Here is a 14,825-nt window from a genome sequence, read left to right on the forward strand (position 1 = left end):
GTGCTGCGTTTCGGCCGCACTCTCGACCTCTGGTGGAACGTGAGGCCCGGTGTCGCCCCTCAGCGCACCACGGGGCGGGTCGGGCTCGACACGTCGTAGGTCTCGACGCCGCTGCCGGCGCCGCGCGCCTCGACGAGCTCCCGGAGGACCTGCGACTTGAGCTCGCTGTCCTCGGCGGTGCCCCAGACGACCGTGCGGCCGTCGGTGAAGGCCAGCTCCACCGAGGACAGCGACTCGGCCGAGGCGGTGCGCAGCTGGGCGAGGACGGACTCCGGGAGGGCGGCCAGCACGTCCGCGATGGCCTCGAACCGTTCGCCCTCGAGCACGTCGCGCCCGCCCGTGACGACGGGGACGCCCGCCTCCTCCGCGGAGCCGGCGGTCATCAGCTCCACCCCTTCCGAGTCGACGACCACGAACTCCCCGTCGTCCTCGATCGCGGCCACGGGCACGCGCTCGCGCAGCGCGACCACGAGGTGGTGCGGGGGCTCGAGCAGGACCTCGATGGAGCGGACCTGCGGGATCCGCCCCACCCGCTCCCGCACCTCGTCCTTGGAGATCCGCGTCAGCGGGACGCCCCGGTAGGCGTCGAGCGCGGACTCGACGCGAGCCGGGTCCGTCAGCTCCGCGCCGCGCACCGTGATGTCCCGCACGGCCAGCGCCGGGGAGAGGAACAGGACGCCGGCGAGCACCGCGAGGGCGGCGAGCACCCCGAGGACCGCGCCGATCCGCCGGCGCCGGCGCCGCGCCCCCGGTGAGGCGGGAAAGGCCACCACCGTGGCTCCCACGGCTGTGGCCCCCACGGCCGTGGAACCGGCCCGCGGGGGCTCCTCCACCGGGGGGAGCCGGGAGGCGGTGAGCGTGCGGGTGGCGGCGCGCTCCTGCCGGTGCCGCCGCCAGGCGCTGAAGCGCCCGCCGGCGGCCGGGACCTCCTCGAGGTCGTCCTCGTCGGCCAGGGGCGTGACCTTGGTCCCGTCGTTCACGCGCACGCGCACGCGCCCGCCCTCCGGCGCGGCCGCGCCGGAGGCGGTGCTCCCTGACCGCGGCGGGCCCCCGGGGCCGGCCGGCGATCCGGGGTCGCGCTCGGGGGCGGCGCCCCGCTCGGGCGCGGGGCCCGCGGTGGTCTCCGGCACGGGCCCGCCGGCGGGCCCGGGAACGCCGGAGTCCCCGGCGGAGTCCCCGGCCGGGTCCCCGAAGCGGGGCTGGTGCGGGCGGCCGTGCCGGCTCATCAGCGGGCTCCGAGGCGGTCCACGAGCCGGGGCCCGAGGGCGGTGACGTCCCCGGCGCCCACCGTGAGCACCAGGTCCCCGGGGCGTGCGGCCGCCGCGGCCTCTGCGACCGCGTCGGCGCCGTCCGGCACGTAGCGGACGTGGGCGGGGGCGCGGTCGGTGACGATCCGGCTCGTGAGGCCGTCGACGGGCTGCTCCCGCGCGGCGAAGATGTCGATGACGAGGACCTCGTCGGCCAGCGCCAGGGCGTCGGCGAACTCGGCCGCGAACTCGCGCGTGCGGGAGAACAGGTGCGGCTGGAAGATCGCGATCACCCGGTGCCCGGACGCGACCTCCCGCGCGGCCGTGAGCGCCGCGACCACCTCGGTCGGGTGGTGGGCGTAGTCGTCGAAGACCCGGACCCCGTCCACCTCGCCCCGCAGGTCGAAGCGCCGGGCGGAGCCGTGGAAGCCGGCCAGCCCGCGCACCGCATCCGCGGGCGGGACGCCGGCCTCGACGGCCACGCAGAAGGCGGCGGTCGCGTTGAGGACGTTGTGCCGGCCCGGCACCACGAGCTCGAGCCGCTCCTCCCGGCGGTCGGCGCCCTCGCCCAGGAGCAGGGTGCTGGTGGTGCGCAGCCCGTCGGCCTCCCCGGGGAGCACCCGGACGTCGGAGCCCGGGTCCGTGCCGTAGCTGACCACCCGTCCGCCGGCGGACCGGTGGCGCTCCGCGAGCGCCCGGGAGCCGGGGTCGTCCTGGCAGGCCACGAGCAGCCCGTCCGCGGGCAGGGTCGCGGCGAACTCGTCGAAGGCCCGGTAGAAGGCCTCGCGGGAGGCGTAGTAGTCGAGGTGGTCGGGCTCGATGTTCGTGACCACGGCGATCCGCGGACCGTACGCGAGGAAGGAGCCGTCCGACTCGTCGGCCTCGGCCACGAACCACGGACCCGTGCCGAGGGCCGCGTTGGAGCCGAGGTCGGCCACGTGCGCGCCGATGGCCCAGGAGGGCTCCAGCCCGGCAGTGTGCAGCGCGAGCGCGGCCATGGCGCTCGTGGTCGTCTTGCCGTGCGTGCCGGCCACCGCCACGACCGCGCGGCCGTGCATCGCGGCCGCGAGGGCCTCGGAGCGGTGCAGCACGCGCAGCCCCGCGGCCCGGGCGGCGGAGTACTCGGGGTCCTCGGGCGGGATCGCGGTGGACACGACCACGGTCTGCGCCCCGTCCACGTGCTCGGCGCGCTGGCCCACGTGCACGGTGGCGCCCAGGTCCTGGAGCTGGCGCAGCGCCGGGGAGTCCTGGCGGTCGGAGCCGCTGACCGGGACCCCGCGGGCGAGCATCAGCTTGGCGACGGCGGACATCCCCGCGCCGCCCATCCCGATGAAGTGGACCCGGCCCAGCAGCGCGGGGTCGGTCTCGTGCTCAGCGCTCAACGGGGACCTCCTCGAGGATCATCCGTGCCAGCACGGTGTCGGCGTCGCGCACGCCGTGGGCGCGGCTCGCGGCGGCCATCGCGGCGAGGCGGCCGGGGTCGGCCAGCAGGGGGTGCACGTTCCGGCGGTACCAGTCGGGGGTGAACGCGTCGTCGGCGACGAGCTGCGCCGCGCCGGCCGCCACCAGGGAGGCGGCGTTGAGCGCCTGCTCGCCGTTGCCGACGGGCAGCGGGACGAACACGGCGGGCAGGCCGACGGCGGCGACCTCCGAGACGGTCGCGGCGCCGGCGCGGGCCACGAGCAGGTCCGCGGCGGCGTAGACGCGCTCCATGCCGTCCACGTACTCGACCTGCACGTAGCCGGGGGCGCTCAGCGGCGCGCCGTCGTCCCGGGTGAGCTGCTTGCCCCGGCCGGTGACGTGGAGGAGCTGGTAGCCGCGCGCGGCGACCTCCCCGACGACGCCGGCCACGGTGCGGTTCATGGCGAGGGCGCCCGAGGAGCCGCCGGTGACCACGACGGTGGGCAGGTCGGGGTCGAGCCCGAAGGACCGGCGGGCCTCGGCGCGCAGCGCCTCCCGGTCCAGGTGGGAGATCTCCCGGCGCATGGGCATGCCGACGGTGACGGCTCCGCGCAGCGGGGTGCCGGGGAACGCGGCGGCCACGGTCCTGGCCCAGCGCGCGCCGACCCGGTTGGCCAGACCGGGGCGGGCGTTGGCCTCGTGCACCACGATGGGCAGCCCGCGCCGGGCGGCGGCGAGGTAGACGGGGGTGCAGACGTAGCCCCCGACGCCCAGCACCACGTCCGGCCGGACGCGGTCGAGGATCTCCCCGGCCTGCCGCACGGCGCCGAGGAGCCGTCCGGGCAGCCGGACGAGGTCCACGGAGGGCCGGCGGGGCAGCGGGACCCGGTCGACGAGCTCGAGCTCGAGCCCGGCCTGCGGGACGAGCCGGGTCTCCATCCCGGACGCGGTGCCCACCGCCGTGAGGCGGGCCTCCGGGGCCTGCTCCCGCAGCGCCGCGGCCACGGCCAGGAGGGGGCTGACGTGCCCGGCGGTGCCCCCGCCGGCCAGCAGGACCGACGGCGCGGGGCCTCCGGTGGTGGGTTCGGACGGTGTCATGCGCGATCCTCGTTCGGGGTGCGGGGGCGGGGGGTGCGGGTGGGGACCTGGATCCGGCGCGGCAGCCGGGTGAAGGACATCACGACGCCGACGGCCGCGAGGCTCATCAGCAGCGACGACCCACCGTAGCTGATGAACGGGAGGGGGACGCCGATCACGGGCAGCACCCCCGTGACCATGCCGATGTTGATGAACGCCTGGCCGACCAGCCAGGTCACGATGCAGGCGGTGGCGATCCGGACGAAGCCGCTGCGGGCGCGCAGGATGACGCGGGCCATCGCCAGGGCCATGACCGCGAAGAGGGCGAGGATCAGCACCGTGCCCAGCAGGCCCAGCTCCTCGCCGATGATCGAGAAGATGTAGTCGTTGTGCGCCTCGGGGACGTAGTTGTACTTGAGCCGGGACTGGCCCAGCCCCACGCCCCACCAGCCGCCCGAGGCGAGGGCGTTGAGCCCCTGCTGGGACTGGTAGCAGGCGTCGGTGGCGCCGCACTCGCCGAACAGCCAGCCGGTGATCCGGTCCACGCGGTGGGGCGCGGTGACCACGGCCAGCGTGCCGACCAGCGCGGCCCCGGCGGCCGCGATCGCGAACAGCCGCAGCGGCGCCCCGGCGAAGAACAGGGCGGCCCCGTAGATCAGCACGAAGACGAGGGCCGTGCCGACGTCGTCGCCCAGCACGATCATCGCGGCGGGGATCCCGATGCCCAGCCCGGACGGCCACAGGGCCTGGCGCCAGTCGCGCACGGCGTCGCCCTGCCGGGCCAGGACCATGGCCAGCCAGATCGCCACGGCGAGCTTGGCGGCCTCGGAGGGCTGGAAGGTCTGCCCGCCCACCACGATCCAGTTCCGGTTGCCGTTGATCTCCTGTCCGAGCGGGGTGAAGACGAGCATGAGCAGCAGCACGGCGAGGACCAGCAGTCCGGTGGCGCCCCGGCGGTACCAGGCGGTGGGCACGAAGGACAGCGCGAACATCAGGACCACGCCGATCCCCCCGAAGGTGGCCTGCTTGACGAAGTACGAGTACGCGGACTCCTGCGCCGAGATCGACTCGACCGCCGAGGCGGAGAGGACCATCATGATGCCGATGGCCGTGAGCAGCAGCACGGAGCCGGCCAGCGCGTAGTAGGAGTGGATGAGGGGGCCGTCCACGAGGGCACGCCAGAAGCGGCGCGCCCCGCCCAGGGAGCCGCGGGCCGTCTCCGCGAGCCCCGCCCGGTCCTGCAGCTGCGTCACGAGAGCCGTCCCACGAGGTCCGCGACCTCCCGGACGAACGCGTCACCGCGGTGGGCGTAGGAGCTGAACTGGTCCATCGAGGCGGACGCCGGGGCCATCAGCACCGTGTCGCCCTTCCGGGCGACCTCGTGGGCGAGCCGCACCGCCTCGCCCATCACGGCGTCGCCCGCCGCGGGGCCGGGACGCTCGGCGGTCCGCAGGACGGGGACCTCGGGGGCGTGCGCGGCGAGCGCGGCCAGCAGCGAGTCGTTGTCCGTGCCGATGAGCACCACGGTGCGCAGCCGGCCGGCGTGCCGGGCGACGAGCCGGTCGTAGGAGACGCCCTTGGACAGGCCGCCGGCGATCCACACCACGGAGTCGAACGCGGCCAGGGCGGCGTCGGCCGCGTGCGGGTTGGTGGCCTTGGAGTCGTTGATCCACAGCACCCCGTGGGTCGTGGCGACGGCCTGGATCCGGTGGTCGCCGGGCTCCCAGGCGCGCAGCCCCTCCCGCACGGCCTCCGGCGGGGCGCCGGCCGCCCGGGCCAGCGCCGCGGCGGCCAGCGCGTTGGCCACGCCGTGGGGCGTGGGGAGGGGGCCGGTGTCGGTGATGGAGGCGAGCTCGAGGGCGGAGCCCCGGCGGTCGTCGAGGAAGGCGCGGTCCACGAGCAGGTCCTCCACGACGCCGAGCATGCTGACGTCCGGGGTCTCGAGGGTGAAGCCCACGGCGCGGCAGCCCTCCTCGACGTCGGCCTCCTCGACCATGCGCACGGTCTCGGCCTGCTGGGCGTTGTAGACGCACGCCACCCGGGTGTGCTCGTAGATGCGGGACTTGTCCGCCACGTAGTTCTCGTAGCCGCCGTGCCAGTCCACGTGGTCCTCGGCCACGTTGAGCACCACGGACGCCAGCGGCGACATCGAGGACGTCCAGTGCAGCTGGAAGCTGGAGAGCTCCACGGCGAGGACGTCGTGCTCGACCGGCTCGCGCAGCGCGTCCAGGATGGGGGTGCCCACGTTGCCGACGGCGGCCGCGGTGAGCCCGGCGGCCTGCAGCATCGACGCGGTCATCCCGACCGTGGTGGTCTTGCCGTTGGTCCCGGTGATGCACACCCACTCGGCGGTCCTGCGCCCGGCGCGCTCGCGCACCCGCCAGGCGAGCTCCACGTCGCCCCAGATCTGGACGCCCTCGGCGGCCGCGGCGACGAGCAGGGGGTGGTCGGGCCGCAGCCCCGGGGACGTGACGACCAGGTCGGGGCGCTCGCCCTCGACGTCGGGCACGGCCCCCTGGGCCGCCTCCCCCAGCAGGACGTCGGCGGCGCCCACGATCCGCAGGGTGTCGGCCTTCGCCCGGTTCTCCGGGGTGTCCGCCCCGTCGACGACGACGACGCGGGCGCCGAGCTCGATCAGGGTGTCCGCGGCGGCGAAGCCCGACAGGCCGATGCCGGCGACGACCACGCGCAGCCCGGCCCAGTCGGCGTCCCACGTGGTGAGCCCGGCCAGGCGCGGCCGGTCCAGGACGGGGTTGTCGTTGCTCGCGTGGATCATTGGATCATTCCTCCGTGGGAGAGCAGCCAGTCGCCGTAGAAGACGCCGAGCGCGGCCGCGACGAACAGCCCGGCGATGATCCAGAAGCGGACCACGATGGTCACCTCGTTCCAGCCCTTGAGCTCGAAGTGGTGCTGCAGCGGCGCCATCTTGAAGATGCGCTTGCCGCCGGAGAGCTTGAAGTAGCCGACCTGCAGGATGACGGAGACCGTGATGATCACGAACAGCCCGGCGATGAGCACCAGCAGCAGCTCGGTGCGGGTGAGCACCGCGAACGCGGCGAGCGCGCCGCCGAGGCCCAGCGATCCCGTGTCGCCCATGAAGATCTTCGCCGGGGAGGTGTTCCACCACAGGAAGCCCACCAGGGCCCCGACCAGCGCGGCGGCGGTGAGGGCGAGGTCGGCGGCGTCGCGCACCTCGTAGCAGACCCCCTCGGCCACGGCTCCGCACAGGTGGGTGTTCTGCCACATGGCGATCAGCAGGTAGCCGCTGAACACGAGGATGGACGCCCCGGTGGCGAGGCCGTCGAGGCCGTCGGTGAGGTTCACGGCGTTGGTCGTGGCGGTGGCGATCAGGTTCACCCAGATCACGAAGAGGACGGCCCCGACCGCGGTGCCGGCGAAGGCGAGGTCGAGGGCGGTGTCCCGGGTGATGGAGATCGCCGAGGACGCGGGGGTCGTGCCCTGCGGACCGGGCACGAGCAGCACGAGCAGGGCGAAGGCGGTGCCGATGAGGCCCTGCAGGACGATCTTGCCCACGGGGCTGAGCCCGAGGTTCTGCTTCTTGGCGATCTTCTTGTAGTCGTCGATGAACCCGACGAAGCCCATGCCGAGCATCAGCAGCAGCGCGGAGAGCCCGGAGAGGGTGACGCCCCCGTAGGAGGGCCACAGCACCCCGGAGATCAGGTGCGTGAGCGCGTAGGCGACCACCACGGAGCCGAGGATCGCCACGCCGCCCATGGTGGGCGTCCCGCGCTTGGTGTGGTGGCTGGTGGGCCCGTCGTCCCGGATGAACTGGCCGTAGCCGCGCCGGGCGAGGAACTTGATGAAGGCCGGGGTGCCGAAGAGGGACAGGACCAGGGCGAAGCAGGCCGCCATGAGGATCTGGATCATGCCGGCTCGTTCCCGTCCGCGGAGGGGCCCGGGGTGGTGGGCCTCCCGCTCGGGTCGAGGGAGGCGTTGACGAAGGGACCGGCCGAGCGCCAGTGGTCGCCGCGCGCCGGGGCGTCGTTGCCCGGGGCGGGCCCGCCGGCGCCGTCCCCGGCGTCGGCCGCGACCCGGTCCCCCAGCACCCGGAGACCGGCGGCGTTGGAGGACTTGAAGAGCACGATGTCACCCGGTGCCAGCTCCTGGCGCAGGATCTCCTCGGCGTCCTCCGCGGTCGCCGCCCAGGTGGCCTCGTTGCCCCACGAGCCCTCGAGCTGGGCGGCGTCGTAGACCGGGCGGGCGAGGTCGCCCACGGCGATCAGCTTGGAGATGTTGAGCCGGACCACCATGCGGCCCAGGGCGTCGTGCTCCTCGATCGTGCTGTCGCCGAGCTCGAGCATGCCCCCGAGCACCGCCCAGGTGCGGCGGGGCGCGGACCCGGCGGAGCCGCGGCCCAGCTGGGCCAGGGTCTGCAGCGCGGCGCGCATCGACTGCGGGTTGGCGTTGTAGGCGTCGTTGACCACCGTGACGCCGTCGGCCCGCTCGGTGCGCTCCATCCGCCACCGGCTCGCGGCGCCCTGGGCGTTGAGCGAGGCCGCGATCCGCTCCGGGGCGACCCCGGCCACGAAGGCCGCGGAGGCGGCCGCGAGCAGGTTGGAGACGTGGTGCTCCCCGATGAGCCGGGAGACGATCCGGTGCGCGGAGCCGTCCGGGAGGTGCAGGAGGAACTCCGGGCTGCCGCCGGGCCCGAGCCGGATCTCGGAGGCGTGCACCCGGGCGGCCGGGACGTCGGGCAGCGCGTTCGCCGGGGACTCCCCGAAGAACAGCACGGGCGCGGCGGTGCGACGGTGCATCTGGCGGACCAGGGGGTCGTCGTCGTTGAGGACCGCCACGCCGTCGGCCCGCAGGGACTCGACGAGCTCGCCCTTGGCGCGGGCGATGTTGGCGACCCCGCCGAACTCGCCGGCGTGGGCGGAGCCCACGCACAGCACCACCCCGATGTCGGGGCGGACCATCCGGCACAAGTAGTCGATGTTGCCGATCCGGGTGGCGCCCATCTCGATGATGAGGAACCGGGTGTCCGGCTCGGCCTCGAAAACGGTCAGCGGCACGCCGACCTCCCCGTTGTACGAACCGCGGGGCGCGACCGTGGGACCCTCCGCGGCGAAGATGCCCCGCAGGAGGTCCTTGGTGGTCGTCTTGCCGACGGATCCGGTGACGGCGATGACCTTCACCTCGTGGTCGGCGCGCAGCTGGGCCACGACCCAGGCGGCCAGCCGGCCCATCGCCTCCACCACGTCGGGGACCAGCACGCCCGGGTAGGTGACCCCCGCGGCGTCGGAGACCTCGTGCTCGACGAGGGCGAGGACGGCGCCGGCGGCGAAGGCCGCGCCCACGTACTCGTGGCCGTCGGTGACCTCCCCCGGTTTGGCGACGAACAGCGTGCCGGGACGCGCCTCGCGGGAGTCGGTCGCGACGTGGCGGACGACGGGCGCCGCGGCGGCGGCGCCGACGGCGCGCCCGCCGGTGATCTGCGCGAGCTGTGCGGCGGTGAGGTCGATCATCGGTTCTCCCAACGGTCCTGCTGCCCGTCGGCCAGCGCGGCCCGCAGCTCTTCCCTGTCGTCCAGCGGGTGGTCCACGCCCCGGATCTCCTGGACCGTCTCGTGCCCGCGGCCGGCCACGAGCACGGAGTCGGTGCGCCCCGCCATGGCCACCGCGGCGCGGATGGCCACGGTGCGGGGCTCGAGCACGAGCACCTCCTGGGCCCGGGCGCCGGCGTCGCGGGCCGCGAACGCCCCGGCCGCGACCTCGGCGCGGATCGCGCCGGCGTCCTCGTCGTGCGGGTCGTCGTCCGTGATGATCACCACGTCCGCGTGGCGGGCGGCGATCTCCCCCATGACCGGGCGCTTGGAGCGGTCCCGCTCCCCCGTGGCGCCGAAGACCACGATCACGCGGCCCTCCTCGTCCGGCGGTTCGACGGCGGCGAGCGCGCGGCGCAGGGCGTCCGGGTTGTGCGCGAAGTCGACGACGGCGGTGGGCTGCGTGCCGATGAGCTGCATCCGCCCCGGCACGTCCGTGGTGAGGGGGTCCGCCTCGTCGAGGACGCGCTGCACGTCGGCGACGTCGACCCCGGAGGCCACGACCATGACCACGGCGAGCGCGGCGTTGGCCACGTTGAAGTCGCCCGGCAGGCCCGTGGACACGCGCAGTGTGCGGCCGTCCCGGTGCCGCAGCGCGAAGGAGTGCCCGATCCCGCGGCGGGTCAGGCTGGTCAGCGTCCAGTCCGCGCCGTGCCGGCCCGGTCCGGCGTCCCGGTCCCCCGGCACGCCGCCGCGCAGGGCGATCGTGTCGACGAGGTCCGGGCCGAGCCGCTCCCGCGCGTGCTCGGCCATCCGCAGGCCCCAGACGTCGTCCTCGTCCTGGACCACGACGACGGCCCGGCGGGTCCGCTCCGGGGTGAGCAGCTGGGCCTTGACCGCGAAGTACTCGTCCATCGACCCGTGCAGGTCGAGGTGGTCCTGGGTCAGGTTGGTGAACCCGGCGACGTCGAAGCGGACGCCGTCCACCCGGTGGAACTGCAGGGCGTGGGAGGAGACCTCCATGGACGCCGCCGTGATGCCGCGCTCGCGCATGAGCGCCAGCAGCGCGTGCACGTGCGGGGCCTCCGGGGTGGTGAGCCGGGAGGGGATCGACTCGTCGCCGGCGAGGATCTCGATGGTCCCGATCAGGCCCGTACGCCGGCCCAGGGCGCGGAGCACCGAGTTGGTGAAGTAGGTCGTGGTCGTCTTGCCGTTGGTGCCGGTCACCGCGAACAGGGCCGGGGCGGTCCCGTCCTCCGGCCGGGAGCCGTAGACGCGTGCGGCGATCGCCCCCACGGACCGGCGGGGGTCCGGGGCCTCGACCACGGGCAGCCCGATGCCGGCGTCCCGGAGGATCGCGGCGCCCTCGGCGTCGGTGAGCACCGCGGCGGCGCCGGAGCGCTGGGCGGCCGCGGCGAAGCGGGCGCCGTGGGTCCGGGCGCCGGGCAGCGCCGCGTAGAGGTCCCCGGGGCGCAGTTCCCGGGAGTCCAGGGAGATGCCGGTGACCTCCACCGCGCGGGACGGCGCCGTCCCGCCCGCGAGCCGGGCGGTCTCCGCGAGGCTCAGCGGCCGGGGGCGGGCGGGGCGCATCGTCTGCGCGTCGTGTCCCTGCTGGGCTGTCGCGTCCATCAACGTCCTTCGTGGTCTGGGCGGCGGGTGGGTGGTCCGCCGGGAGCGGGGGGCGGGCCCGGGGGGTGGCCGGGCACGGCGATATGGAAGTCTAGTCGCCCTCGTCGGCCCGCCGGGACGCCTCCGGGGCGGTCCCGCCGGTCCCGGCGGCCCCGGTCCCGGCCGCGGCGTCGACCCCGGCGCCGGCCTCCGTGTCGGCGGCGGGCCCCTCCTCGGCGTCGGCCGGGGCGTCCGCCCCGGTGCTGCCGTCCTCGGGTGCCTCGACGCCCGGCGGGGTGTCCACCGGCGCCGTCTGCTCGCTCTCGTCCTCCTCCGGATCGTCCGTGCGCAGCGGGATCCGCACGGGCTCGGTGGTGGAGGGCGGGACGTCGTAGTGGCGCAGCACCTGGCCCATGATCTTGCTGAAGGTGGGGGTGGTGCCGATCGCGCGGACGTCGCCCTGGGGGCGCTGGAGCGTGACCGCCACGAGGTACTGGGGGTCCTCGACGGGGGCGACGCCCACGAAGGAGGTGGTGTACCCGTCGTAGCCGCCCTCCGGGCTGGGGGCCTCGGCGGTGCCGGTCTTGCCGCCCACCCGGTAGCCCTCCACGGCGGCCTCCTTGGCGCCGCCCTGGGTGACGGTGACCTCCATCATGTCGAGCACCTGCTCGGCCGTCTCCTCGGAGACGACCCGCTCGCCCTCGGGCCGCTCGACCGGGGTGCTGGTGCCGTCGGGGGCGACGACGGACTCGACGACCCGGGGCTCCACCTGGACCCCGCCGTTGCCGATGGCCTGGAAGATCGTCGCCGTGCGCAGCGGGGTCTGGGCGACGCCCTGGCCGAAGAGCACGGTGTACTGCTGGCGCACGTCCCACTGGTCCGCGCTCGTGAGGATGCCGGGCGACTCACCGGGCAGCTCGATGCCCGTGGTCTCGCCGACGCCGAAGCGCTGCATCCACTCGTGGCGCTGCTCCGGGGCGAGCTTGCCGCCGACCAGGACGGTGCCGGTGTTCATCGAGTCGGCGATGATCCCGGTGAACGTGCGCCGCTGCTCGCCGTGGTCGAAGGCGTCGGTGATCTTCTGCCCGTCGATCTCCAGGAACGGGGGCACAGTGATCTCCGTGCGGGGCGTGGCCACGCCCTCCTCCACGGCGGCCGCCGCGGTGAGGATCTTCTGGGTGGAGCCGGGTTCCACGGCCTGGGTGACGGCCCGCGCCCCCAGGTCCTCCGCCTCGGCGGAGCCGATGTCGTTGGGGTCCACGGTCGAGGAGTCGGCCAGCGCGAGCACCGCACCGTCCTCGATCCGCATGACCACGGCCGTGCCCCACTCGGCGTCCAGCTCCTCGGCGCGCTCGGTGACGGCCTGCTGGGCGAAGAACTGGACGTCGCTGTCGATCGACAGCTGCACCGAGGAGCCGTCCTCCACCGGGCTCTCCTCCTGGGGCGCCACCGGGATCCGCACGCCGTCGGCGCTGATCTCGAAGGTCCGGCTCCCGTCGGTGCCGCGCAGCAGCTCGTCCTGGGTCTGCTCGATCCCGCCGAGCGCCTCGTCGTCCCCGCCCATGAAGCCGACCACGCTGCCGCCCACCGGGCCGTTGGGGTAGATGCGGTCGGAGGACGGCTGCCCGTACACGTAGGGCAGGCCGAGCTCGCGCACGGTGTTCCACTGCTCGGGCGTGACCCCGCGGGCCACGTACTCGAACTGCTTGTCGCCGTCGAGGGCGTCCTTGACCTCGGTGTCCTCGAGTTCGAGGGCGTCGGCGAGCTGGTACACCGCCTGCGTGGGGGTCACGGTCTCGGTGGTGCCGTCGGCCAGGGGACGCTCGAACTCGCGCACCAGGGACTGGTCGACCGTGACGTCGTAGCGCTGGAGCGTGCGGGCCAGGACGTTGCCGTGGGTGTCGCGGATCTCACCGCGCAGCGCGGGCACCACCTCCGTTCGGGACCGCTCGCCGGCGGCGGCCTCGGCCCGGCCGGCGACGTCGAAGCCCTGCACCCACACGAGCCGGATCCCGAGGACCACGAGCAGGCCGAGCACGAGGACCACGCCGATGTGGCTGCGTCCGATGCCGCGGGCGCGGGGGGCGTCGGACGTCGAGCGTGCGCGTGCCACGTGTCTGCCTCGTTCCTGGTTGCGACTGGGAGATGTCCGGGGGGCTGCTGCCGGCGGGGGCGGGGGCCGGTGGCCCGGTCACTCCCCGGGCGTGCGCTGCGGCGGGGCCGCGAGGGAGCCGCCCTCCGCGTCCGCGGCGCCGGCCGGCGCGGCGTCCTCGCGGGCGCTGCGCTCGGCGTCCTCCCGCTCCTGCGCCGCCTTCTCCCGCTCGCGGTCCTCGGCGCGCTGGGCGGCACGGTCCGCGGCCTCGGAGCCGGTCTGGTGGGCGTGGTCGACCAGGATCTCGTGGTTCTCCTGGGGCTGCGCGGGCATGGGGTCGCCCTCGACGGTCCCGTTCGTGACGTCGACCGTGCCCGAGTCCTGCGCGGGGACCATGCCGAGGTCCGTCGCCATCACCGCGAGGTTCTGCGGGGCGTTGTAGAACTCGAGGTCCTGGGTGAGCGCCTCGTTCTGCTGGCTGAGGGCCTGCTCCTGGGCGCGCAGCTCCACGAGCCGGTACTGGCCCCCGGAGATCTGGATGTTCAGCACCAGGATCGAGGCCAGCGCCACCACGAGCGCCACCAGGCTGAGCACCACGGTGGAGAACCGCTGCCGGCGTGCCCGGCCCGGGACCACGGACAGCGGGGCCCGGGTCGACCCGGCCCGCTCCTCGGCGGGCGGCGCCGGGTCGCTCAGCTGGCGGGCGGAGGTGCCCTCCACCGGCGGACGCTGCCCGCGCCGCCCGGCCCAGGCGCCGATGCCCGTGCGCTGGGAGGTCGGGCGGACGGGGCGTCGCTGGAGTCCGGTTCCGCTCATGCCGTGTACCTCTGCGCGTTCTGTGCTGTGGGGGGGACGTGCTCTCGGATGCGCTCCACCGCGCGCAGGCGCGCGGAGGCGGCACGGGGGTTATCGTCGATCTCCCGGGGGGTGGGGGTCTCCGTCCCGCGGGTCAGGACCCGCAGGGTGGGCTTGTGCTGGTCGAGCTCCACGGGGAAGCCCTTCGGCGCCGTCGAGGCGGCTCCGCGGGCGAAGGCCTGCTTGACGATCCGGTCCTCGAGGGAGTGGTAGCTCATGGCCACCACGCGCCCGCCCACGGGCACTGCGTCCAGTGCGGCGGGGATCGCCCGGCGCAGCACGTCGAGCTCCTCGTTGACCTCGATCCGCAGCGCCTGGAAGGTCTGCTTCGCGGGGTGCCCCTTGCGGTGCTGGGCGCCCTGCGGCACGGCCCCGCGGACGACCTCGACGAGCTCGCCCGTGGTCCGCAGCGGGGTCCTGTCCCGCTGCGCCACGATCGCGCGGGCGATCCGACCGGCGAAGCGCTCCTCGCCCCAGTCCCGCAGGATCCGGCGCAGGTCCTCCTCGCTGTAGTCGTTGACCACGTCCTGGGCGGTGACGGGCGCGGTGGAGTCCATGCGCATGTCCAGGGGCGCGTCGTAGGAGTAGGCGAAGCCGCGCTCGCGCTCGTCGAGCTGCAGCGAGGAGACCCCGAGGTCGAAGAGCACCGCATCCGCGTGGTCGAACCCGTGCCGGCCGAGGGCCTCCGGGATCCGGTCGTAGGTCGTGTGCACGGGGTGGAACCGGTCCCCGAACGGGGCGAGCCGCGCGCCGGCCAGTGCGTGGGCCTGCGGGTCCCGGTCGATCGCCACCAGCTGCAGGCCGGGGAAGCGCCGCAGCAGCGCCTCGGAGTGACCGCCCATGCCCATCGTCGCGTCCACCGCCACGGCGCCGTCCTCGCCGAGCGCGGGAGCCATCAGGTCCAGGCACCGTTCGAGCAGCACGGGAACGTGGAGCTGCTCGGCTGGGCGTTGCGCCATGGGCCCTCTCTTCGGCGGTCGACGGTGGATCGGTCTTCGGTGGCCGGCGCCGGGTCGACGCCGTGGTGCGGCGGCGGGCCTTC

At 75.0% G+C, this 14,825-nt stretch carries 11 protein-coding genes; all 11 read right to left on the minus strand.

From position 1 onward, the window contains the following. Positions 1-59: 59 nt before the first annotated feature. On the minus strand, positions 60-1,226 hold the full coding sequence (locus tag EQG70_RS11220) for a cell division protein FtsQ/DivIB (protein ID WP_095651550.1): 1,167 nt from the start codon (positions 1,224-1,226) through the stop codon (positions 60-62). Then, positions 1,226-2,629, minus strand: coding sequence for a UDP-N-acetylmuramate--L-alanine ligase (gene murC / locus EQG70_RS11225; protein ID WP_109268753.1), 1,404 nt, complete (start codon positions 2,627-2,629; stop codon positions 1,226-1,228). The genes EQG70_RS11220 and murC overlap by 1 nt, the downstream gene beginning before the upstream one ends. Continuing rightward, positions 2,619-3,746, minus strand: a complete 1,128-nt coding sequence (gene murG, locus EQG70_RS11230; RefSeq protein ID WP_109268752.1) for an undecaprenyldiphospho-muramoylpentapeptide beta-N-acetylglucosaminyltransferase — start codon at positions 3,744-3,746, stop codon at positions 2,619-2,621. Before murG ends, murC begins: the two co-directional genes overlap by 11 nt. After that, the gene (ftsW, locus tag EQG70_RS11235; protein ID WP_017833687.1) at positions 3,743-4,978 is read right to left on the minus strand and encodes a putative lipid II flippase FtsW; all 1,236 of its coding nucleotides are present in this window, start codon (positions 4,976-4,978) and stop codon (positions 3,743-3,745) included. Before ftsW ends, murG begins: the two co-directional genes overlap by 4 nt. After that, the gene (gene murD, locus EQG70_RS11240; RefSeq protein WP_052132735.1) at positions 4,975-6,501 is read right to left on the minus strand and encodes a UDP-N-acetylmuramoyl-L-alanine--D-glutamate ligase; all 1,527 of its coding nucleotides are present in this window, start codon (positions 6,499-6,501) and stop codon (positions 4,975-4,977) included. Before murD ends, ftsW begins: the two co-directional genes overlap by 4 nt. Further along, positions 6,498-7,613, minus strand: coding sequence for a phospho-N-acetylmuramoyl-pentapeptide-transferase (mraY, locus tag EQG70_RS11245; RefSeq protein ID WP_017833689.1), 1,116 nt, complete (start codon positions 7,611-7,613; stop codon positions 6,498-6,500). Before mraY ends, murD begins: the two co-directional genes overlap by 4 nt. Next, positions 7,610-9,211 carry a UDP-N-acetylmuramoyl-tripeptide--D-alanyl-D-alanine ligase gene (locus EQG70_RS11250; RefSeq protein WP_035924055.1) on the minus strand — a complete coding sequence of 534 codons (1,602 nt, stop codon included), beginning with the start codon at positions 9,209-9,211 and terminating at the stop codon, positions 7,610-7,612. Before EQG70_RS11250 ends, mraY begins: the two co-directional genes overlap by 4 nt. Next, entirely contained in the window at positions 9,208-10,857 is a 1,650-nt protein-coding gene (locus EQG70_RS11255; RefSeq protein ID WP_109222577.1) for a UDP-N-acetylmuramoyl-L-alanyl-D-glutamate--2,6-diaminopimelate ligase, read from the minus strand. The genes EQG70_RS11250 and EQG70_RS11255 overlap by 4 nt, the downstream gene beginning before the upstream one ends. A gap of 91 nt (positions 10,858-10,948) precedes the next feature. Continuing rightward, positions 10,949-12,949 carry a peptidoglycan D,D-transpeptidase FtsI family protein gene (locus EQG70_RS11260; RefSeq protein ID WP_017833692.1) on the minus strand — a complete coding sequence of 667 codons (2,001 nt, stop codon included), beginning with the start codon at positions 12,947-12,949 and terminating at the stop codon, positions 10,949-10,951. Between the two features lie 78 nt (positions 12,950-13,027). Then, positions 13,028-13,744: a cell division protein FtsL gene (ftsL, locus tag EQG70_RS11265; RefSeq protein WP_241482804.1), complete on the minus strand. Its 717-nt coding sequence runs from the start codon at positions 13,742-13,744 to the stop codon at positions 13,028-13,030. Continuing rightward, complete coding sequence (gene rsmH, locus EQG70_RS11270; RefSeq protein WP_109268751.1) at positions 13,741-14,742, minus strand: 16S rRNA (cytosine(1402)-N(4))-methyltransferase RsmH; 1,002 nt, start codon at positions 14,740-14,742, stop codon at positions 13,741-13,743. The genes ftsL and rsmH overlap by 4 nt, the downstream gene beginning before the upstream one ends. Positions 14,743-14,825 lie beyond the last annotated feature (83 nt).

The organism is Kocuria rosea (genome assembly GCF_006094695.1).
GTDB classification, from domain to species: domain Bacteria; phylum Actinomycetota; class Actinomycetes; order Actinomycetales; family Micrococcaceae; genus Kocuria; species Kocuria rosea.

What these genes read in the sequence shown, in the direction of transcription:
- murG (WP_109268752.1), bottom strand. Translation starts at nt 3,746, where the DNA reads ATGACACCGTCCGAACCCACCACCGGAGGCCCCGCGCCGTCGGTCCTG.
- murD (WP_052132735.1), bottom strand. Translation starts at nt 6,501, where the DNA reads ATGATCCACGCGAGCAACGACAACCCCGTCCTGGACCGGCCGCGCCTG.
- mraY (WP_017833689.1), bottom strand. Translation starts at nt 7,613, where the DNA reads ATGATCCAGATCCTCATGGCGGCCTGCTTCGCCCTGGTCCTGTCCCTC.
- EQG70_RS11220 (WP_095651550.1), bottom strand. Translation starts at nt 1,226, where the DNA reads ATGAGCCGGCACGGCCGCCCGCACCAGCCCCGCTTCGGGGACCCGGCC.
- ftsL (WP_241482804.1), bottom strand. Translation starts at nt 13,744, where the DNA reads ATGAGCGGAACCGGACTCCAGCGACGCCCCGTCCGCCCGACCTCCCAG.
- rsmH (WP_109268751.1), bottom strand. Translation starts at nt 14,742, where the DNA reads ATGGCGCAACGCCCAGCCGAGCAGCTCCACGTTCCCGTGCTGCTCGAA.
- EQG70_RS11255 (WP_109222577.1), bottom strand. Translation starts at nt 10,857, where the DNA reads ATGGACGCGACAGCCCAGCAGGGACACGACGCGCAGACGATGCGCCCC.
- EQG70_RS11250 (WP_035924055.1), bottom strand. Translation starts at nt 9,211, where the DNA reads ATGATCGACCTCACCGCCGCACAGCTCGCGCAGATCACCGGCGGGCGC.